We start from the raw sequence: 21266 nt of genomic DNA on the forward strand, positions 1-21266 counted from the left end.
GGTCAGACCAGTGCGTAGCCGGCTTCGGTGACGGCGGCCGCGACCTCGTCTCGACCGAGTTCACGGTCGGCCGCGACCCGCACCGAGCCGTCGTCGACGGTGACCTCGACACTGGTCACGCCCGGCAGCGCCTCGATCTCCTCGCGAACGGACGCGGCACAGTGGCCGCAGGTCATGCCGGTGACGGTGTAGGTGCTGGTGGTGCTCATGCGGATACTCCTCGGATCGTCGAAGTCAACGGGGTTGGATCAGGAAGGACGGTCAGGACTTGACCAGGCGGGTGATCGCGGCCATGGCCTCGTCGACCTTGGCCTTGCCGGCCTCGTCGCTCTCCTGCGCGGCATGCACGACGCAGTGCGCCATGTGCTCTTCGAGGAGGCCGAGGCTGACCGCTTGCAGCGCCTTGGTCATCGCAGACACCTGCGTCAGGATGTCGATGCAGTAGGTGTCTTCCTCCACCATCCGTTGCAAACCGCGCGCCTGACCTTCGATGCGCTTGAGTCGGCGCAGATAGTCGTCCTTCCGGCCGATGTAGCCGTGCTGGTGCTCGTCCATGATCTCTCCCGTCCGGATACCCCTCAAGGGTATGCCCGACCAGGTATACCACCGCCGAACGCGAAACGGTACCCCCCTACCGTATACGCCGGCGGAAAAGGAAACGTGCGCGCGTTACCCTCTGCTCTCTGAGGAGCGAGCTTGCGAGCGTCACCCTTCGCCCCCTGAGGCTCAGGGAGCGGTGGGTTGGCCGCGCCTCCGCAAGCTCCGGGCGCTCCTCAGAAAGCGGTGTTTTGAGAACCAGCGGTGTCGTGGTGTTTCGGATGCCCCTACGAGCGGAGTGCTGCGGCCAGTTTGGCCAGGGCGGCGGCGACCTCGTCGAGCGCGTCCCCGATGGCGGCAACACGCGCCGCGTCGAATCCCGGAGCGGTGGGGTCGGGCACGGCCGGGACGTTCCGCGGCGCGATGCCCGTCGTCTCCGAATTCGGGACACGGACGGACGGGCCGGCCTGGCCGCTGCCTGCCTGTCCGTCGAACGATCTGCCGGGGTCCGGCGCCGGCGGGTAGGCGACGTCGTAGCCGTCGGTCCGGTGGCGTCGGCCGTGGTAGTCCTCGGCGGCCAGCGGCTCGGCATTGGTCGACCGGCGTCCGCCGCGGTACTCACCCGGTTCGGGCTCGGCCGCCGGGGGTTGCGTCGGCAGGGCAGCCGGGTGCGAGTCGGGCAGGCGGTGCGAACCCATCCGTGACGAACCCATCTGCGGCGGCTGACGCAAAGGGTCGACGGCGTGATCAGGCGCGACGGTCTGCGGGTTGGAAGCGCTCGCGCCGGTCATCACCGACGGTGCGTGGCCGTTGCTGCGCGCATAGAAGTGCGGGCCGCCGTGCCCGGCGAAGAACACGCATCCGGCGCCCTCTGGGGACGGGACCGGGCACGGATTGCGTTCGATGAGCGACTGCGCGCGGTCGTCGAAGTCGTTCCATTCGAGCCACAGCCGGCGGTCGTGCCGTGGGTGAGTACTCGCGTCGGTGGCGTGATTGCCCCGATGGCCGATCGCCAGACGGCATTGCAGCAACCAATCGGAGTCACCCGACCCCCAGCGCCGCGCGTTCGGTCGGCCGGCACACCACCGTCGACCAACAGCCTTCGCCGTTCATACGGACTCCCCTTCATGCCTTGCATCGCCGCGAGATCTTCGCGCGACCACACCCGTGTGGCGCGCACGGTCGTCTTCTCGTACCCGTCGGCTTCCTGCCGCCCGGTGGCAAGCCCCCCGGCATGCGCTTCTGCGGTGGCCCTCCCCCGGTGGCCACGGTGTGGTGAAGATCCCGCGGGTCAGTGTACGAAGCGGGCCGGTCCGGTGCCACCCTCTTGGCCCCGCGCGTCCGAACCGAGGAACGCGAGGATCCTCGCGTTCACCTCGTCCGGCTGGTCGAGGTGCAGGAAATGGCCCGCCCCGGCGACGACCGCGGCCGCACTGCCCGCCGGCAACACCTCGCGGACCGCGTCCGCAAGACGCGACTGCATGCACCCGTCGTCTGCTCCATGCAAATACAATGTGGGAGAACGTGATTCGCCCAGCCAGTCGTTCCGCAACGCGGCGTACCGAGGATGGGTCCGCGGCCGGCGAAGTGCGCGGTAGTACCCGAGCGCGGCTGCCCGATGGGCACGTGTGGGCAGCGCCGCGAGCGCGTGGTCGACGTCCAGTCGGTGGTCGGGCCGGACAGGGGTCGCCGCCGAATCGAGCCGCCAGCGGCGCCACAGGAGCGGGATGAGGCGGTCGAGAGTCTGTTCGGGCAACCACGGCAGCTGATTGAACGCGATGTACCAGCTCATCACCGCCTGACGCGCGAGCGTCTTGACGCCGTCGACCCCACCGCCGATCGAGCGCCGGACCGCCGGAACCGGCGGGACCGACATCGAGACCACCCGCGCGTACGGATTGTCGTCGCGGTGCGCCACCGCGTTCGCCGTCATCGCGCCCCAGTCGTGCCCGATCAGGACGGCATCGGCGCCGGCTCCGACCGCGCGATGAACCGCCAGCGCATCGTAGGCCAGCGCCGCAACGTGAAAGTCGTTGTCCTTCGGTATCTCCGACGGTGCGTAACCGCGTGTGAACGGGGCGACCACGCGGTACCCGGCGCCGGCGAGTTCGGGCCCGAGATGCCGCCACGTCCATGCCGAGTCGGGAAATCCGTGCAGGCACACGGCCACCGGACCGGCCGCGGGACCCCACGCGAGCGCGTGCAGGGTGATGTGTCCGAGCTCGAGGGTGATTCGTTCCGGGCCCCCGGGAACAGGGGTGCGGGAATCCGGGTCGTCGCGATCGGGGCCGCCCTGGGGCCCCGAACCGTCTGCGGAGATCTGGGTCATCGGGGTCAATCTATCTCCGACAGCACCCCAGAGGCGTCGACTTGACCGGTCCGCTCAGCCGGGCAGGCTCACGGGACGGGCCTCCCGCAATTCGCCGTCGACGATCCGGAACACCCGCGACTCCGCCACATCCGCGGTCAACGGGTAATCCGTGCGGACATGCGCTCCGCGGGATTCGGTACGCGCGGCAGCGGCGGCGACGACCGCGGACGCGGTGAGCGTGAGTGCCGCGTCCTCGATGTCGCGTACCGAGTCGGCCATCCGACGCGGCGCGGCGGCGAGCGTCGCGGCGACTTCGGCGAGACCGGCAGCCGACCGTCGTAGCGCGACATGACGCGTCATCATGTTCTGGAGCTGTTCGCGGTCCAGGACGGGGACCGGCTGCTCGACCTTCCGTTCGGCGCGTTCGGGAACCGGGATCTCGCGACGCGCGACTGCCACGGCGGCCGCGCGACGGCCCATCACCAGGCCTTCCAGCAGGCTGTTCGATGCCAGACGGTTGGCGCCGTGCAGCCCGGTGCGCGCGACTTCGCCGGCCGCGAGCAACCCATCGACCGCGGTGCGGGACGACTCGTCGGTCACGACCCCGCCGCACAGATAGTGCGCGCCGGGGACGACCGGGATCCGTCCGGACGCGGGGTCGAGGCCGGCCGCGCGGACACCTGCGGTCACCGTCGGGAAGCGTGCCTCGAAGTCGCCGACGTCGGCGATGTCGAGATACACGCACGGGTGCCCGGTGAGCTCGATCGCGGTCTGCACCGCGTCGGCCACCACGTCGCGGGGTGCGAGATCGCCCATCGGGTGGACGCCCGCGGTGAGCGACCGGCCCTCGACGTCGATGAGCCGTCCGCCCTCGCCGCGCACCGCCTCGCTGATGAGGGTCCGCCGACCCCGCGCGCCCGCGGTGTAGAGCATCGTCGGGTGGAACTGGATGAACTCGAGATCGGACACCTGCGCCCCGGCGCGCAGTGCCAGCGCGATGCCGTCGCAGGTGGCGCCCGCCGGATTCGTGGTGGCGGCGTAGAGGTGCCCCGCCCCGCCGGTCGCGAGGAGCACGGTCGGGGCGAGGACCGACGTGGGACGGCCGTCGCGCAGGCACGCGACACCGACTGCCCGGCCGTCGTCGAGGTGGATCGCGGTGGCGATCGTGTCGTCGAGGAACCGGATCGGCGGCACGTCTCCGCCGGCGGTCTGCCGGACGGCCTCGTGCAGCGCGCGCTGGATCGCGGCCCCGGTCGCGTCGCCGCCGGCGGTCTGCCGGACGGCCTCGTGCAGCGCGCGCTGGATCGCGGCCCCGGTCGCGTCGCCGCCGGCGTGGATGATGCGCCGGCGGGTGTGGCCGCCCTCACGGGTGCGCAGGAGCAGACCGTCGGTGTCCCGGTCGAATTCGGCACCCCAGCCGATGAGGGCCGACACCGAGTCCCAGCCGTCGGCGAGGATGAGGCCCGACGCCGCGGCATCGGTGAGACCGCCGCCGGCGGCGACCGTGTCGGCGAGGTGGCGGTCCACGGAATCGGCGCTGTCCGGGCTTCCCGTCTCCGCGCCGGGCATCACGACCGCGACCCCACCCTGCGCGTAGAACGTGGACGTGGGTTGCTCCGCATTCGCGACGTCCCAGCCCGGCCCCTTGTTGAGCACGACGACCCGGAGCCCCTCGTGGGCGGCCCACAGCGCCGCCGTCAGTCCGGCGATTCCGGCACCCACCACCACGAGGTCGGCGCGGACCGTTTCCTCGGTCCCGGTCAGTCCGCGAGTGAACCCGCTCATGTCAACCGCCTCTCGCCGCGGCTCGGGGTGCCGCAGGCCCTCCGGGCAACACCCCGGACATGTTTTCGATTCCCAGTCGAAAACCCTACCCTGCGAGTGCGCCGCCCGAAATGCTCGGCGGCCCGCCGGCTCCGATGTTTGATCGTCTCCGGCCGCGATGTTTGATCACCTCCGGCAAGGGCAAAACCGGTCAGCATGAAAACCCTCTGGTTCGACCCCGCAGGTGAGGCAGCCCCCGAGTACCTGCCCGATGTCCGCCCGGAGACGATGCCCATCGACGTCGTCGACAGATTCGACCAGGTCATCGTCGGAGGTGGCATCACCGGTCTGACGACCGGCCTGCTGCTGGCCCGCGCGGGCCAGTCGGTCGCGGTCCTCGAAGCCCGGCACATGGGCGCCGCGGCGACCGGCCACACCACCGGCAAGCTCTCGCTGCTCCAGGGCACTCGACTGTCGTCGATCGCGAGCCGCCACGGCCACTCGGCCGTACAGGACTACGTCGAGGCCAACCGCGAGGGACAGGCCTGGTTGCGCCACTATCTCGAACACCGCGGCCTGCAGGTCGACGAACGTGCGGCCCTCACCTTCGCCGCTACCGCGTCCGGCGCGAAGTCGGTGGAGAAGGAGTTCGAGGCCTGCCGCGCTCATGACCTGCCCGTCGAACACGTCGACTGCCCCGAGCTGCCCTTCGACGTCCGCACCGCCATTCGCCTCGACGGTCAGGCCCAGATCGACCCGATGGTCGTGCTCCGTGCCCTGGCCGACGACCTGCGCGCACACGGCGGCCACTTCTACGAGGGCGTCCGTGTGCAGGGCCTCCGCCACGGCTCACCGAACGTCCTCTCGACCGACGCCGGTGACGTCCGTGCCGACTCGGTGGTCATCGCCACCGGACAGCCCTTCCTCGACCGCGGCGGCTACTTCGCCCGGGTCCATCCCCAGCGGTCCTACGCCGCGGCGTTCACCGTCGACGGGGACATCCCCGGCGAGATGTACCTCGGCTCCGACAACCCGTCGGTCTCACTGCGGACGGTCTCCCGGCCCGGCTACGACCGCGAACTGCTCATGGTCGGCGGCTTCGGACACGAGGTGGGCCGGACGAAGTCCGAGCGACAGCATGTCCTCGACCTGATCAGCTGGACCCAGAAGCACTTCCCCTCGGCACAGATGGTCGCGCGCTGGTCGGCCCAGGACTACACGACGATCGACGAATTGCCTTATGTCGGACCGATTCTGCCGGGCGTCGACTCGGTGCAGGTGGCGACCGGGTTCGCCAAGTGGGGTCTGACAAACGGCGTCGCCGCGGCGCTCGCGATGACGGGACGCATCCTCGGTTCCGAACCACCGTGGTCGACGACCCTGCGCCCGTGGCGCACGACCGAGATCAGCCGCCCCGGCTCGCTGGCCTCGGCGGTGTCGGCCAACGCGCAGGTCGCGGGATACATGGCCGCCGGTTACCTGTCGCTGCTGAAGCCGACCGACGGCGCACCCGAGGAAGGCGACGGCAGCGTCGGGCGTTCCGGCGTGAAGCCCGAGGGCGTGTGCACCGTGCAGGGCCAGACGCGGTCCGTCGCGCCGCTGTGCACGCACCTCTACGGCGTGCTGCGATGGAACGATGCCGAACAGTCCTGGGACTGCCCGCTGCACGGTTCGCGATTCAGCCACACCGGCGAGGTCCTCGAAGGTCCGGCCACCCGGAACCTGGCCTCGCACAACGACTGAGCGGGACACAGCGGACCGTCGTCGGGCCCGACGACGGTTCGCCTTGTCAAGTCCGGACGACGGCCGGCGCCGAACCGGCAAGCGCGGCCTCGCCCAGCATGCGTCGGAACACCGGACCGGTCAGCGTCGCGATCGGGCGCTGCACCGCTCCGGCCAGGACGCGGACACCTACGTCGAGTGCTCGCGCGTCGAGGCCGACCGGAATGCGGTCCCGGCCGCTCAGGACCCCGTGCAGGATCGCCGCTGCCGCGGCATCCGGCCGCGTACCGGGCAGGCGACGGTTGAACCCCCGCGTCACGAAGTCCCGCACCCCGGGCGTCACGTACAACGCGCGGGCGGCGATCTCGGTGTGCACGACGCCGGGATGAACACTGTGCACCCGGACGTCGGACCCTTGGGCACGAAGCTGTAGCTGGATGGTCTCGGAGTAGCCGCGCGCGGCGAACTTCGAGGCGGAGTACGCGGACTGCGTGGGGCAACCGAGGAATCCGAAGGCGCTGGAGGTGTTCACGATCGACCCGCCGCCGGCCGCCTGCAGATGCGGGAGGAAGGCCACGGTGCCGTTCACGACGCCGCCGAGGTTCACGGCCATGATCCGCCGCGCGTAATCGTCGTCCTCCTCGAGAACGCCCGCCACCATCGTGATCCCGGCATTGTTGAACACCATGGCCGGCGGGCCGGACCGACCGATGACGGCGTCGGCATATGCGGTCATCGCATCGGCGTCGGACACATCGACCTCGTCGAGATGCACCCGGGCACCGGCGTCGCACAACCGCACCGTTTCCTGCGCGGCCGGAAGGTCGACATCGCTCAGGAACACCTCGACACCCGCACGATCGAATCGCCGCGCGAGTGCCCGGCCCATCCCCGCCCCGGCACCGGTGATCACCACCGGCCGCCCGGCGCAGCGCCGACGAAGCCGGCCATCGGAGACCTGCGGATGCCACAGTCGCGCGGGCGGAAACGCCGGGTCCAGGCGCAGCGACCGGAGTTCAGACCAGTTCGTCACCCGTGCGGACTACCCGCTTGCCCCGGCGCTACACATCCCTCAGAATCGCCGGGCACGGCTGCGCCTCGACCCGCGCGTTCACCTCCCGCGCGCATCGTCGGCGTTTACGGTCGGGGGCCGCGGGTAACCCGCGCACCGGACAGCGTGACGTACCGGCCCGGAGCACATCGGCCGGGTGAGATCGATACGGACGAGGGGAGTCGACCGTTGAGTGTGTCGGATGCAGTGGTCGTCGGGGCCGGCCACAACGGGCTCATCGCCGCGATCCGGCTCGCCGATGCGGGCTGGGATGTCACGCTCCTCGAAGCGCAGCCCGAGGTCGGCGGCGCAGTCCGGAGCGCCGAGATCACCCCCGGGTACGTCACCGACCTGTTCAGCGCCTTCTATCCGCTCGCGGTGGCGTCGCCGGTCTTCGCCGACCTCGACCTCGCCGATCACGGTCTGGAGTGGAGCCGCGCACCGCTGGCCGTCGGCCACCCCGCTGGGCCCGACGACGTCAACGCGCCGGTCGTCTTCCCCGATGCCGCCGACACCGCCGCGCACCTGGCCACCTTCGACGAGCGTGACCGGCGCGCCTGGCTCGACCTGGTCGAGCAGTGGCAGCAACTCCGGCCCGCGATCCTCGACACCCTGTTCGGTCCGTTCCCCCCGGTCCGCGCGCTGTTGTCGCTCCTCCGCTCGCTCGGCACGGCAGACGCCCTGCGCCTGGCCCGGTTCCTATCCTGCCGGCCGATCAGATGGTGCGTGAACTGTTCCACAGCGAGAAATCCGGTCTGCTCATCATCGGCAACTCCCTGCACGCCGACATCCCGCTCCACGCACCCGGCAGCGGATTGATGGGGTACCTGCTGACCATGCTCGGCCAGGACACCGGGTATCCCGTACCCGTGGGCGGGGCGAGCGCACTGCCCGCGGCCCTTCGACGCCGCGCCGAGAGCGCCGGGGTGACCGTCGTCTGCGACACCCGCGTCACCCGGATTGACGTCCAGGGCGGGCGGGCCACCGGGGTGGTGGACAGCACCGGCCGCCGATGGCCGGCGAAGCGCGCCGTGCTCGCCGACGTGGCAGCGCCCACGCTCTACACCGAGCTGCTGTCGGCCGACGTCGTGCCCGCGCGCGTCCTCGACGACCTGAGGGCCTTCGCCTGGGACACCCCGGTGGTCAAGGTGAACTACGCCCTGCGTGAGAAGATCCCTTGGCGCAGTAACAATCTCAGCGGAGCCGGCACCATCCACCTCGGCGCCGACGCGCGCAACATCGCCTACGGGACCGCCGACATCGAAACCGGCCGTGTCCCGGAGCATCCGTTCCTGCTCTTCGGCCAGATGACCACCGCGGACCCGGGCCGGTCCCCCGCGGGCACCGAAAGCGCTTGGTCCTACAGCCATCTCCCGCGCGGAGTGACCGACGACGAGGCGGCCCAGCTGCTGGCCCGCAGGATGGACGCCGTCCTCGAAGCCCACGCGCCCGGTGTCTCCGACCTCATCGTGGGACGGCACGTCCAGACCCCACACGACCTGCAGGCCGCCGACGCCAATCTCGTCCATGGGACGGTCAACGGCGGTACGGCACAACTGTTCCAGCAGTTGATCTTCCGCCCGACGCCGAACCTGGGCGGTGCGTCGACGCCGGTGGATCGCCTCTACCTGGCGGGGGCGGGAGCGCACCCCGGTGGCGGGGTCCACGGCGCCTGTGGCAACAATGCCGCGCGCGCCGCCCTCGCCTCGGACGGGTTCCGCGGATTCCCGCGAAGAGTATTCGACCGCAACATCATCCGACGACTGACCAAGACCGACAACAATCACTGAACGGAGCAGCGGAGCATGAACCGAGTCGAACGTCATACGAGTGCCACACCGGCGCAGGTCTGGTCGGTGCTGTCCAACGGCTGGCTGTACGCCTCGTGGGTCGTCGGGGCCTCCCGCATCCGCAACGTCGACCACACGTGGCCGCAACCCGGATCGAAGATCTATCACTCGGCGGGGGTGTGGCCGGCTCTGCTCAACGACGAGACGGAATCCGTCGAGTCGAAGGCCGGGCTTCTCGAATTGTCGGCCGCCGGATGGCCTTTCGGTCGTGCACGAATCCGCATGACGATCGAGAAGGACGGTGACGGTTCCCTCATCGGCATGGAGGAGTTCGTGGAGACCCCGCCGCTCAGATGGATTCCGCCGACCATCCAGGAAACCGTCATGTCGCCGCGCCTCAACGAATGCCTGAAACGGCTGGCGATGCTCGCCGAGAACCACGCGGGATGACAGGGTTGCAACCGGGTCGGTGCGGGTACGCCTTCTGGCATGACCACAGCACTCGCCATCAACTGCACCCTCAAACCCTCTCCTGCTGAATCGAGCAGCGAGCTCATCGCCCGACATATCCTGGACGCACTCGCCGAGCAGGGCGTGACCGGGGACATCGTCCGAGCGGTGGATTTCGACATCCGGCCGGGAGTCGAACGAGACATGGGCGACGGTGACGAGTGGCCCGCGCTCTTCGAACGGGTTGCGGCCGCCGACATCCTGGTGATCGCGACCCCGACGTGGCTGGGCCACATGTCCAGCGTCACCCAGCGTGTTCTGGAACGCCTCGACGCGGAGATCTCCGAGACCGACGACGCCGGCCGCCCCGGGATGCTGGGCAAGGTGGCGATGTGCGGTGTCGTCGGCAACGAGGACGGCGCCCACAAGATCATCGCCGATGTCTTCGGCGCGCTCAACGACATCGGGTTCACGATCCCCGGGCAGGGCAACACCTACTGGAACGACGAGGCGATGGGCGGCCGCGACTACAAGGATCTCGACTCGGTTCCCGACCCCGTCGACTCCGCCACCCATGCCGCCGCCCGCAACGCGGCACACCTCGCTCGACTGCTGTCGCAGAACAGCTTTCCACCGTACGAATGAGCAAGATGTCCGCGGACGACCTTTGTCGACTCCCAGTCGCTGTCCGATGTCGTGCGGCTCAGGCCGTCTCGCCGTCCGCGAGATGACCGGCGTCCTCGGCAGCCTGGCGGCGTAGTCGCTCCCGGTATCCGTAGGTGGCCCGCAGGACGTCGTCGTAGCTGTCGGCACTGGAACCGAGGGCGCCGGCGAAGATCCCCATCGACGTCGCCAGCCATGCCAGGTACACGTAATTGCGCAACCCCACCGGATATCCGAGCTGCGAGGCGAGGAAGTTCTCCTCGATGACGATGAGCGCCGCCGTCAGTGTCGCCAGGAACAGCCCGGCGTACAGCACCACCGCGCTGAACACGACGGTGCACACCGTCGCCATGTTGTAGAGGCGCGCACGCGGTTTCGCGGTGACCGTCACCCGTTCCCACAGGCGATTGTTGACGATGAGCCACAGCGAGGCGAGCACCAACGACAGCAGGGTGATGGCTGCGAGACGCCACGCACTCAGCGCATTGGCCATCGACCAGATCGTGGAGAAGAAGATGCCGAACGACGCCGCTGCGGCGGCTGCGGCGGTCATGCCGGTGAGGGTCGGGATCAGCCGCCACGGCCGATTTCCCCGAACCATTCCGGCCATCAACTTCAGACGACGCGAATAACCCTCGGCGCACACGTATTCGGTGTCGCCGTCGCCGATGACGACGATGCCGCGCTGCTCCTCGAACTCGCGCATGGACCCCGCACCGGTCACCGCCTCGGCGATGGTGGAGATCAAGGTCCGCAGCGCTCGCCGGGGAGCGGGTCCGAGAGCTGGGAGCGAGACGACGGCGGCGTTGCGTTCGCGGTCGAGTTCGGCCAGCACCACAAGGTTTCGTGGGCTGCGATCGTTGCCGTCGGCGTCCCGCGGCTTGTACAGCCGCGGCATCTCGGTGACGAACACGACCACCTCGTCGGCCGAGTCATCCGTACCCCAGACGGTCTCCAGATCACCGCGCGGCGTCATCTGCAGTGTGGTGTCCCTCGTGACGGTGTGTCCGCGGTACTCCAGTGACAGCTCGTCGGCGATCTGCTCGAAGCGGTCCTCACCGCGCTCGATCAGGGCGGCCGGAAGACCGTGTTCGGCGACGATCCGCAGCGCTCCGGCGCGCCGCGGATCGTCGTTCTCGGTGGTCATGTGCGTCTCTGCCGTCATGATCAGGCGGGGCCTCAGTCCGGCGGCTCGGACTCCCCCGCCGCAGGGGAGTCCGGGTTGTCCTCGTCGTCGCGGGCGGTGGCGGCGGAGGGGTCCACCTGCTCGTCCGTGTCGGGTTCGTCGACAGTCCGCTCCTCGAGTTCGTCGACCTTGCGTCGAGCATCATCCGGCGTCGCGTCCGGCTTACCGGTCTCGGCCGGCTCCATGGGCAGTTCTTCGGTCATCGTGTGCGTCGACCCTCCGGTTGGTGTCGCTCGGTGGTGCCTCTGTCAGAGGGACGGGTTCCCGTTCACCACAGCGGGCAAACCCGGCGGGACACCGACCAAGCGCGGAGACGGTCGACCGTCACCGAGCCGTACTAGAGCGTCGAGGTGTCGATCACGAAGCGGTAGCGCACATCCGAGGCCACGACGCGGTCGTAGGCCTCGTTGATCCGGTCCGCGGAGATCACCTCGATCTCGGCACCGATGCCGTGTTCGGCGCAGAAGTCGAGCATCTCCTGGGTCTGTGCGATGCCGCCGATCATCGAGCCGGCGAAGCTGCGCCGCTTTCCGATCAGCGCACCCGCGGGCACGTCGATCGGATGTTCGGGCAGCCCGAGTTCTACCAGCGTGCCGTCGAGAGCGAGCATGCCGAGGTATTTTCCGATCGGCAGGTTGGCCGACACGGTGTTCAAGATGAGGTCGAACGAACTGCGCAGTTCACGGAAGGTCTGCGGGTCGCCGGTCGCGTGATAGTGGTCGGCTCCGAGGCGCAGACCGTCCTCCATCTTCTTCAGCGACTGCGACAGCACCGTCACCTCGGCGCCGAGCGCGTGGGCGATCTTCACCCCGACGTGACCGAGCCCGCCCAGGCCGACGATCGCCACCTTCTTCCCCGGGCCGACCCCCCAGTGCCGCAGCGGTGAGTAGAGCGTTATCCCGGCACACAGCAGCGGGGCTGCCTCGTCGAGTGCGATGCCGTCGGGAATCCGCAGGACGTAGTTCTCGTCGACGACGATCGACGTGCTGTATCCGCCGTGCGTGGGTGTCCCATCGCGGCCGACGGCGTTGTAGGTGCCCACGTTGCCCCGCTCGCAGTACTGCTCCTCGCCGAGTCGGCACGGTTCGCACTCGCGGCACGAGTCGACGAAACAGCCCACGCCGACCCGATCACCGACCGCGTACCGGGTGACGTCGTCGCCGACGGCCGCGACCGTCCCGGCGATCTCGTGGCCGGGCACCACCGGGAACTTCGTCCCGCCCCACTCGTCGCGGGCGGTGTGGATGTCGGAATGACAGATCCCGGCGAACGCGATGTCGATCGACACGTCGTGCGGGCCCAGGTCGCGTCGTTCGATGGTGGTCGGTTCGAGCGGGCGATCGGCTGCCGGCGCGATGTAGGCGTTGACCGTGGTGGGCATGCGGACTCCTGGGTACACATTCGATGGGTGGCAGATGGGCGATGCGCAACGCACCGACGACACACGAACAGATGCGGGCTGATGCATGTGTCCGACGCCCGCCAGTCTGCCCCCCGCGCGTTTTCCTTGCCATAACGGCACGTCGCGGCGTCGCGGGTGCTGTCCATCGGGGCGCGAGGCCACTGGATCCGTCGGCGATGATCGTTACAATGACCGACGGTGACGATCAACAGCTCAGTCGACGACGGTCAGCGCACGCAGTTGCACCCGGTGTCCCCGATCGCCGAGCTCACGCGATTCGGGACGACCACCGCTCACGCGGCTGCGGGCGTCGGACGCTTCGTCCTCCACACGGCAGGCGACGCCCTACGGGGTCGCCCACCCGGCGCCGCCCGCGTCGCGCACGAGATCCGGACCACGTTCGAACACCTGGGTCCGACCTACGTGAAGCTCGGCCAGCTCATCGCCTCGAGTCCCGGCGTCTTCTCCGAATCGATGTCCACCGAGTTCGAATCACTCCTGGACCGCGTGAAACCCGCCGACCCCGCGCTCATGCGTGCACAGTTCATCGCCGAACTGGGCCGAGCGCCCGAGGAAGTCTTCGCCACGTTCGATCCGGTGCCCATCGCGTCGGCGTCGATCGCCCAGGTGCACACCGCGACCTTGCGCGGCGGCGAGGAGGTGGTCGTCAAGATCCAGCGTCCGGGCATCGCCGACCGCCTGGCGCCCGACGTCGCGATCCTCGAACGCCTCGCCGGCCTCGTCGAGATCTCCGAGTACGGGCGGATGCTCAGCGCGCGGCACGTGGTCGAGGACTTCGCGGCCGGCCTCGACGCCGAACTGGACTTCCGCATCGAGGCCGACACCATGCGCGAGTGGTTCGCCTGCCTGCAGCCGGGCCCGTACGGCGACCGAGTCCGCGTGCCGCACGTCTACGACGACTTCACGACGCAGCGCGTGCTGACCATGGAACGAATCCACGCCATCCGCATCGACGACGTCGCGGCCGTACGCGCCGCAGGCCACGACGGAGTCGCGCTGTGCCGCAACCTCCTGCTGTCCCTACTGGACTCGGCATTCCACGGCGGGTTGTTCCATGGGGACCTGCACGCCGGGAACGTCCTCGTCGACGACGCGGGCAAGCTGGTCCTCCTCGATTTCGGCATCGTCGGGCGTTTCACCCCGCGCACCCGGCGCATGCTCCGCCAGCTCGTCGTCGACCTCGTGGTCCGCGGGGACTACGAGTCCGCCGGCCGGGCGATCTTCCTCCTCGGCGCCGTCCACAAGCCGGGTTCGACGTCGCAGGGCGCGGAGGACATCAAGAAGGTGACGACTCCGCTGTCGACCACCGACCTCGGTTCGATGTCCTACACCGACCTCGGGCGGCAACTCGCCGCCGTCGCCAAGGCCCACGACGCACGGCTCCCGCGTGAACTCGTCCTCGTGGGTAAGCAGTTGCTGTACGTCGAGAAGTACACGAAACTGCTGGCGCCCCGGTGGAAGGCCATGTCCGACAAGGAGATCTACGGCTACATGGCCGGCATCCTGAAGGAGGCGGAACGCGATCGTCGAGCCGCCCAGGGCTGACTCCCCGCCGCGGATCCCGGCATGTCGGACCGACTGTGGCCAACTGTGGCAAACGCGACAGTTAGGGTGGGAGCGATCAGCTGATTCCAGGAGTCACACATGAGACGTTTTGTGCCGGCAGTGCTGGCCTTCTTCGGCGCTGCGTGTATCGCGGCGGCCATCGCCATACCGCTCTACCTCGTGCCGCAGTTGAAGGTGGTTCCGCTCGATCTGGACATCACCTCCGACGCGACCACGGTGGCGGCGGACGGTTCGACCGGAGAGCGCTTCCCGGCGGTGATCTTCGACCGTTGCTCGGTGTCCGAGGATCGTGCCCGCACTCTCGAGGCGCATCTCACCCAGCAGCGACGCTCGATCATCATCGAACCGTCGGACAGCCGCCAGGCGAGCCTGCAGTCGGCGCAGACCGTGCGCATCGACCGCCTGCGCGACGCCGAGGGAACCGAGACCGAACCCAGCTTCGCGGCTGCGGGCGAGACCCGCACCTGTGAGGACGGTCTGCTGACCGCGACCATCGACCGCGTGTCGGTGAACCGCAAGACCTCGGCACCCAACGGGGCGGTCAGCTCGCTGCAGCTCGAGGCGGTCCCCGAGGGCGGCAACGTCAATGACGTGTCGGTCGCCATCGACAACCGCACCGGATACCAGTACAAGTTCGGTTTCGACGTGCAGCAGCGCGACTACCCGTACTACGACCTCAACACCCGCCAGGACTGCGCGGCGAAGTTCGAGGGCGAGGAGACCATCGACGGGATCAACACGTATCACTTCGTGTGTGACGTCCCGGAGACCGATCTCTCCAACCTCCCCAACGCGCAGGGTGAAGCAGCTCTGGGCACGATGCTGACGATGCCTGCCCGCTGGTGGGGCATCACCGGGCGCGGAGTGCGGGCGAACGACCCGATCACGATGCACCGGTACGCCGCCGCGACCCGCCACGTGTGGGTCGAGCCGGAGACCGGGACCATCGTCGACGGTCGTGAGGACCAGCACCAGTACTTCAAGTCGCCCGACCAGAGCGACGCCACCCCGGAAGCGGTGCGCGAGTTCCGGATGGACGCCCTGAAGGGCACCTTCAAGTGGACCGACGACACCGTCTCCAACCAGGCGAGCAAGGCCAGCGGCTACGTCGACCAGCTGAAGGTCGGCGGCTTCTGGGTGCCGATCATCCTCGGCATCGTCGGGGTGATCCTGTTGATCGCCGCCGCGCTGCTGCTCTTCCGCGGACGCCGCGACGACAACCGGGTCGATGACACCCCGGCGCCGACGACACCGCCCGCCGACGAGCGCGACACCACGCTGATCAATCGCGACGCACCGCCGGCCGGTGCAGCACCCGCGAGCGCCAACCCGTGGGAGCGGCCGACCGAGCAGATCCCCAAGGTCGGTGACACGCCGCCGCCCGACGACTCGGCCACGCGCACCTTCCGCAAGCAGCCGCCGCCCGAATAGGCAGCGACGCAACGACCACCGCGGGCGCATCCGGTACCACCGGATGCGCCCGCGGTGTTGTGTTTGTGGTTAAGGGGCGGTGACACACTCCTCCGTAGGCCGGCCCACCCAAGTGACCTCGACGGACGCGCGGGCACGCTACGCGTGCACGAGCTGCTCGGCCAGCAGGGGTTGCGCGCGGCAGAGTGTCTTCCGCTCCCTGAGGAGCGCCCGGAGCTTGCGGAGGGCGCGGCCAATCCCGCTCCCTGAGGAGCGCCCAGAGCTTGCGGAGGGCGCGGCCAGCCCCGCTCCCTGAGGAGCGCCCGGAGCTTGCGGAGGGCGCGGCCAACCCCGCTCCCTGAGGAGCGCCCGGAGCTTGCGGAGGGCGCGGCCAACCCCGCTCCCTGAGCAGCCTATGAGGGTTTGTGTCAACAGGGTCCTGTGATGGGTGTGGGCGTGGGGGTGTGGCCCGGCGGCCGGTGGTGGCTGCGGGATGGATGATGGTGGGGTTTTGGATGGCCGGGGTCGTTGCCTGGCGCGGGCTCTACCTAGCGGTCAAACGGGTTGGTACCCAACAGCCTTCATTCGAGCTTGGTTCGCGCCGGGGTGGGACTGCTCAGGCTCAGGGTCGGGCTTATGTGCCCAAGGAGCAGCGAGCTTGTCCCGGCCGGAAGGGGTTTAGGGGTCAGGCGGCGGTCCTTTCTACGGGTCGGGTACGGCCGGCAGCGATGTCAGGGTTCCACGGCGTGGCGGTGGTGATGACGACGTATAGCTGCCGCAACAGAGCCGCGGCGATCGCTACCCGGGCCTGGTTGGGGTTGAGGCGGTTTGCTTCTCGGCTGGTCAGGTGCCGATAGCGGGCGGCGTATACCTCGTTGTGGGTCAACGCCGCGAACGCCGCTCGCCAGGCGGCGACCCGCAACAGCGGCCGGCCACGACCGCTGATGCGGGTGGCGCCGCGGTAGGCGCCGGAGGAGTTCTCCCGGGGGCATAGTCCGGCATGTTTGACTACCGCCCGCGCCGAGTCGAAGCGGGTCAGGTCACCGGTTTCGGCGAGGATCGCCGCCACCGAGACCGCCGATACTCCGGGAATGGATCCGGCGAGTTCGTGCAGGCCCAGCCCGGTGAGGACCTCGATCATGGCCGCCTCGACCTGCTCGCAGGCGGTGCGGGCGTGGTGAAAGTCGGCCAAGGCGTAGCGGGCCCGTTCCAGCGCACCGGCCTCGGCGGTGATCGTGGTCTCGGTCTGGACGGCGAAAGCGGCATCGACGATCGCGACCAGGATGCGGGTAGTGACCCGACGCCCACCCCAGCAGGGCAGTTCGGCGCGTACGTGTTCGCGGAGCCACGCCACCGCCTGTTCCCGGCTGCCCTGGGCGGTCAACGTTTCCGGGGTGCAACCGATGACGGCCATCGCGGCCAGCCAAGTCACCGATTTGAACGGTTGCCCGGCGCAGTCAAGGGCGTGGGGCCAGGCGCCTTCGAGGAGGTCGCGGGCTTGTTGCTGCGCCGCACCACGGCGGGTGAGTTGCTGGGATCGGCGTACGCCGAGGTGACGTAGCCGGGTCCATTGCTCGTCGGCGTGTTCGGGCAGATAGATATGAAGTTGGGTGGTCAGCCGTGCGATCAGCAGGGCGTCTTTGTCATCGGATTTGTCGTGGGTGAAGTCTTCGGTCTCTCGGGCCCGTGCCACCGCGATCGGCTGCACACACACCATCTGCACCCCGACCGCCGCGGTCAGGTCTCGGACCGTTTTCCAGCGATGCCCGGTCGGTTCACACGCGATGACGATGCCGGCAAACCCGGCAGCGGTAGCGGCGGTACGGCTCCACTCGATCGCGGTGGCCAACTGCGGTGGCGCGCAGTGAAAAGTTCTGCGCGCCACGATGCGGGAGTCGTGATCGACCACAGCGACAACTTGCTTTTTCGACGCCAGATCAATCGCTGCGACCGCGTAGTCACGGCGCACGATGCCCCGGAACTTGCTCAACCGATCGTTGCGACGCTTGTCTCCACGACTCAAACGACTAGCCTTAGACATTGACATCCTCCTTTTGTGGTTGGGATAACCAAGCCCCTTATGACCACATCAGGAGGATGTCCCAGTTACCAGCCCTTCCAGCTATTACTAGGAGCGCCCGGAGCTTGCGGAGGGCGCGTCACGAAGGGTCGGCGACCGAGGTTGCGAAGACCCTTCGTGACGCTCGCAAGCTCGCTCCTCAGGGAGCAAGGGGTGACGCTCGCAAGCTCGCTCCTCAGGGAGCAAGGGGTGACGCTCGCAAGCTCGCTCCTCAGGGAGCAGAGGTCGGGCTCGCAAGCTCGCTCCTCAGGGAGCAGGGGGTGAAGCTCGCTCCTCAGGGAGCAGGGGGTGACGCTCGCAAGCTCGCTCCTCAGGGAGCAGGAGGGGTCCGCACGACAAGGGCCGGTGACCCGAAGGTCACCGGCCCTTGTCAGAGGGTCTGACTCAGAAGAAGGCGGGGCGGAAGGTCTTGGCCCACGACTCCTTGAAGGTGCTCTGCCAGTAGTCCCACCAGTGCGCACCGTCCGGGGTGATCCGGGTGGTGAGCTTGACGCCCGGGACGAGCGCGAGGCGGCCGATGTAGAGCTGGCTGGAGGTCGACGCGGCGACCTCGAGCGGGATCATCTGCGCGAACTTGACGGGGTCGAAGTTGGCGCTGGCCGGGTTGACCGACGAGTCGTACTTGCTGCCGACACCGCTACCGGACGAGACGTACACGTTCTTGCCCGCCAGGTTGCCCGCGCTCAGGAACGGGTCGTTCTGGAACCAGGTGCCCGCGGGGTAGAAGCCCCACATGTTGAACGGGTTGCCGCCGACCTCCGCGACCGAGGCCATGATGCCCTGGGTGAAGCCCGGCATGGTGACCGTCGGGTAGCCGCTGTAGGACGCGACCGCCTTGTAGAAGTTCGGGTGGCGCGATGCGAGGTTCAGCGCCGAGGTGCCCGACATCGAGAGTCCGGCGATGCCGTTGCGACGGCTGTCGCTGCCGTGACGCGCAGCCATGTACCGCGGCAGTTCGCGGGTCAGGAACGTCTCCCACTTGTTGACACCCAGCTTGGGATCGGGGGTCTGCCAGTCGGTGTAGAAGCTGCCTGCGCCACCGAACGGGATGGCGACGTTGGTGCCCTTGCCGGCCATGTAGCGGGCGACGTCGGTGTTGATCAGCCAGCCGCTGTTGTTGTTCGGGGCACGGAGTCCGTCGAGCAGGTACAACGTCGGCTTGGGTCCGCCGCCGCCGGCCGAGACGATGCACACGGGCACGGTCCGGTTCATGGCGTTCGAGCGGACGTACTCGACATTGCAACCGTTGGCCGCGGAGGCCTCCGGCGGAGCTGCGACCAGCGTCGCACCCGACACGGCCACGAGAGCCACGAGTCCGGCGACGAGGCGCTTACGGGCGCGTGTCAGCATTCGTCAGTTTTCCTTTGGATCACCACGGCCGGAGCCGGCCGCTTGCGGGTCTTGCCTACCGGGTACTACTGCGGGCTTGCATACGGAGTCGTACGTAGGGGGATTGTATTGGTCCCCCCGGGCAGCGGTACCCGTCGTGCTGAAGTGTAACGGCACGATAACGCCTCGGCAAAGGCGAGAGCGAGTCCTGTGATGACATCTTTTGGTGGTGCACGTCACAGCACTCGCCGTTGAACAGCTCATTTCGTACATAGGCGGCGCATGTGGCGAATTCTTCATCTGTTCGGGCCACACATCCTCGATCTTCCCGTTACCGGTTTGCCCGGGCAACGGTGACCGTCCGATTCTCCGGTGACGGGCCGGGCGCCCGGGCAGGCCGGGCCATCGGCGCCAAGTCCGCTCGGCCCGCTCCCCGAACAACTAGGGTCGGGACGTGCACATGGGCGAGTATCTGTCCGCGGACGCGACCACCCTGGCCGGTCTCGTGGCCTCCGGCGAGGTGACCGCCGCCGAACTCCTCGACCTCGCACGAGCCCGTGCAGACGCGGTCAATCCGTCGCTCAACGCCATCGTGATCCGCATGGACGCCGAAGCCGACGCCCGCGTCCGCAGTGACCTCACCGGGCCTTTCGCCGGCGTCCCGTTCCTCATCAAGGACCTCGCGCAGGACTACCGCGGGTATCCGACGACCCGCGGCTCGCGCGCCCTCGCCACGCACATCGCCCGTGAACACTCCTTTGGCGTGCGCCGGTTCCTCGACGCCGGCCTCGTCGTCTTCGGCAAGACGAACACCCCCGAGTTCGGCGCGAAGGCCATCACCGAACCCACCCTCTGGGGACCGGCGCGCAACCCCTGGGACCTCGACGTGACGCCCGGCGGATCATCGGGCGGCAGTGCGGCCGCGGTGGCCGCCGGGATCGTGCCGGCGGCCGGGGCGAGCGACGGCGGCGGTTCCATTCGCATCCCGGCCGCGTGTACCGGGTTGTTCGGGCTCAAGAGCTCGCGTGGCCTGATGCCGTTCGGTCCGCAGACCGGTGAACCGCTGTTCGGGATGGGCGTCGAAGGTGTGGTGACCCGGACCGTCCGCGATGCCGCCGCACTGTACGACGCCCTGATCGGACCGACGCCGTCGTCGACCTACCCGGCGCCGCTGCACACCGAGACCTACAGCGCCCGGATCGCGACCCCGCCCCGGTTGCTGCGGATCGGGTACACCACGACCTCTGCGATCAACGCGAATCCGCACCCGGAGGCCGTCGCCGCGGTCGAGCACGCGGCGTCGATCCTGACCGAACTCGGCCACCAGGTCGAGGAGGTCGATCCGCCGCACGACGACGCCGCCCTCGCCCGCGACTTCCTCGACATCTGGTTCGCCAAGTGCGCCGCCCAGGTCGACGAGGTCCGACGCCTCACCGGCGCTCCCGACTCCCACTTCGAGGCCGACACCCTGACGCTGGCGGAACTGGGCCGGGCCGCCGGCGTCGTCCCGCTGTTCACCGCGCTCGACCACATCAACGACCACGTCCTGGCCCTCGACCGCTTCCATCAGACCCACGACCTGCTGCTGACGCCCACCCTCGCGGTACCGCCGCCGCGGGTCGGGTCGATGACCACGCCGCCGGTCCTGCAGCGGGCATCGCGGCTCGCCTCCCGCGCGCGGTCCGGCCGTGCGATCTCCCGCTTGGGGATCGTCGACAAGCTCATCTACGAGAGCCTCGGCTGGGTGCCGTACACGCAGCTCGCCAACCTCACGGGCCGGCCGGCGATGAGCGTGCCGCTGCACTGGACCGATGCCGGCCTCCCGCTCGGCGTGCAGTTCGTCGGCCGACTCGGCGCCGACGGCGATCTCCTCGCCCTCGCTGCGGGCCTCGAAGCCGCCGCGCCGTGGTTCCACCGGTACGCCGACATCGCGCTGTAGTACGGGGCTAATCTCGTCTGCGAATGCACATGTCCCGGGACCGGC

Annotated in this window: 16 protein-coding genes and 2 pseudogenes; 7 read left to right on the forward strand and 11 right to left on the reverse strand. The window is 69.0% G+C overall.

All coding sequences use genetic code 11. The features are described 5' to 3' along the window. Positions 1-2: 2 nt before the first annotated feature. The 5 genes and pseudogenes from MVF96_RS22445 to MVF96_RS22465 all read right to left on the reverse strand — a co-directional run bounded on the left by MVF96_RS22445 (position 3) and on the right by MVF96_RS22465 (position 4633). A complete protein-coding gene (locus tag MVF96_RS22445) occupies positions 3-209 on the reverse strand; it encodes a heavy-metal-associated domain-containing protein (protein ID WP_010843166.1) in 207 nt (68 codons plus the stop codon). 52 nt (positions 210-261) lie between these two features. Then, a complete protein-coding gene (locus MVF96_RS22450; protein WP_004020389.1) occupies positions 262-555 on the reverse strand; it encodes a metal-sensitive transcriptional regulator in 294 nt (97 codons plus the stop codon). Positions 556-824: 269 nt separating this feature from the next. Continuing rightward, positions 825-1650, reverse strand: a pseudogene (locus tag MVF96_RS22455) (hypothetical protein). Between the two features lie 178 nt (positions 1651-1828). Continuing rightward, positions 1829-2866, reverse strand: coding sequence for an alpha/beta hydrolase (locus MVF96_RS22460; RefSeq protein ID WP_247450566.1), 1038 nt, complete (start codon positions 2864-2866; stop codon positions 1829-1831). Between the two features lie 54 nt (positions 2867-2920). Next, positions 2921-4633, reverse strand: a complete 1713-nt coding sequence (locus MVF96_RS22465; RefSeq protein ID WP_211540684.1) for an L-aspartate oxidase — start codon at positions 4631-4633, stop codon at positions 2921-2923. A 195-nt stretch (positions 4634-4828) separates the two neighbouring features. Between MVF96_RS22465 and MVF96_RS22470 the strand changes: the two genes are divergently transcribed. Next, positions 4829-6355 carry an FAD-dependent oxidoreductase gene (locus MVF96_RS22470; RefSeq protein WP_211540682.1) on the forward strand — a complete coding sequence of 509 codons (1527 nt, stop codon included), beginning with the start codon at positions 4829-4831 and terminating at the stop codon, positions 6353-6355. A gap of 46 nt (positions 6356-6401) precedes the next feature. Here MVF96_RS22470 and MVF96_RS22475 read toward each other — a convergent pair whose 3' ends face one another. Beyond that, complete coding sequence (locus MVF96_RS22475) at positions 6402-7367, reverse strand: SDR family NAD(P)-dependent oxidoreductase (RefSeq protein WP_374193970.1); 966 nt, start codon at positions 7365-7367, stop codon at positions 6402-6404. A gap of 207 nt (positions 7368-7574) precedes the next feature. Here MVF96_RS22475 and MVF96_RS22480 point away from each other — a divergent pair. From MVF96_RS22480 to MVF96_RS22490, 3 genes and pseudogenes are all read left to right on the forward strand, one after another. After that, positions 7575-9175 (forward strand): annotated as a pseudogene (locus MVF96_RS22480) (phytoene desaturase family protein). A gap of 15 nt (positions 9176-9190) precedes the next feature. Further along, positions 9191-9625 carry an SRPBCC family protein gene (locus MVF96_RS22485; protein WP_058253794.1) on the forward strand — a complete coding sequence of 145 codons (435 nt, stop codon included), beginning with the start codon at positions 9191-9193 and terminating at the stop codon, positions 9623-9625. Positions 9626-9664: 39 nt separating this feature from the next. Next, a complete protein-coding gene (locus tag MVF96_RS22490) occupies positions 9665-10270 on the forward strand; it encodes a flavodoxin family protein (protein WP_058253793.1) in 606 nt (201 codons plus the stop codon). A 58-nt stretch (positions 10271-10328) separates the two neighbouring features. Here the strand turns inward: MVF96_RS22490 and MVF96_RS22495 are convergent, their stop codons facing one another. The 3 genes from MVF96_RS22495 to MVF96_RS22505 form a co-directional block, all read right to left on the reverse strand. Next, on the reverse strand, positions 10329-11435 hold the full coding sequence (locus tag MVF96_RS22495; RefSeq protein ID WP_211540678.1) for a hypothetical protein: 1107 nt from the start codon (positions 11433-11435) through the stop codon (positions 10329-10331). A 32-nt stretch (positions 11436-11467) separates the two neighbouring features. Then, entirely contained in the window at positions 11468-11677 is a 210-nt protein-coding gene (locus MVF96_RS22500) for a hypothetical protein (protein ID WP_211540676.1), read from the reverse strand. Positions 11678-11811: 134 nt separating this feature from the next. Further along, positions 11812-12855 (reverse strand): NAD(P)-dependent alcohol dehydrogenase, encoded by a 1044-nt coding sequence (locus tag MVF96_RS22505; RefSeq protein WP_247450568.1) that lies wholly within the window; start codon positions 12853-12855, stop codon positions 11812-11814. Between the two features lie 219 nt (positions 12856-13074). On the opposite strand from MVF96_RS22505, the gene MVF96_RS22510 reads away from it, so the two are divergent. After that, entirely contained in the window at positions 13075-14442 is a 1368-nt protein-coding gene (locus tag MVF96_RS22510; RefSeq protein ID WP_211540671.1) for an ABC1 kinase family protein, read from the forward strand. Between the two features lie 99 nt (positions 14443-14541). Then, positions 14542-15894 (forward strand): cell envelope lipid trafficking protein PgfA, encoded by a 1353-nt coding sequence (pgfA, locus tag MVF96_RS22515; protein WP_058253789.1) that lies wholly within the window; start codon positions 14542-14544, stop codon positions 15892-15894. A gap of 664 nt (positions 15895-16558) precedes the next feature. Here pgfA and MVF96_RS22520 read toward each other — a convergent pair. Continuing rightward, on the reverse strand, positions 16559-17863 hold the full coding sequence (locus MVF96_RS22520; protein WP_247449427.1) for an IS110 family RNA-guided transposase: 1305 nt from the start codon (positions 17861-17863) through the stop codon (positions 16559-16561). A gap of 474 nt (positions 17864-18337) precedes the next feature. Further along, positions 18338-19303 (reverse strand): alpha/beta hydrolase, encoded by a 966-nt coding sequence (locus MVF96_RS22525; RefSeq protein WP_065632259.1) that lies wholly within the window; start codon positions 19301-19303, stop codon positions 18338-18340. A gap of 439 nt (positions 19304-19742) precedes the next feature. Here MVF96_RS22525 and MVF96_RS22530 point away from each other — a divergent pair, with 439 nt between their 5' ends. After that, positions 19743-21221, forward strand: a complete 1479-nt coding sequence (locus tag MVF96_RS22530; RefSeq protein ID WP_078112598.1) for an amidase — start codon at positions 19743-19745, stop codon at positions 21219-21221. The last annotated feature ends 45 nt before the right edge of the window (positions 21222-21266 follow it).

The sequence above is a fragment of the Gordonia hongkongensis genome (assembly GCF_023078355.1).
Taxonomy (GTDB): Bacteria; Actinomycetota; Actinomycetes; order Mycobacteriales; family Mycobacteriaceae; genus Gordonia; species Gordonia hongkongensis.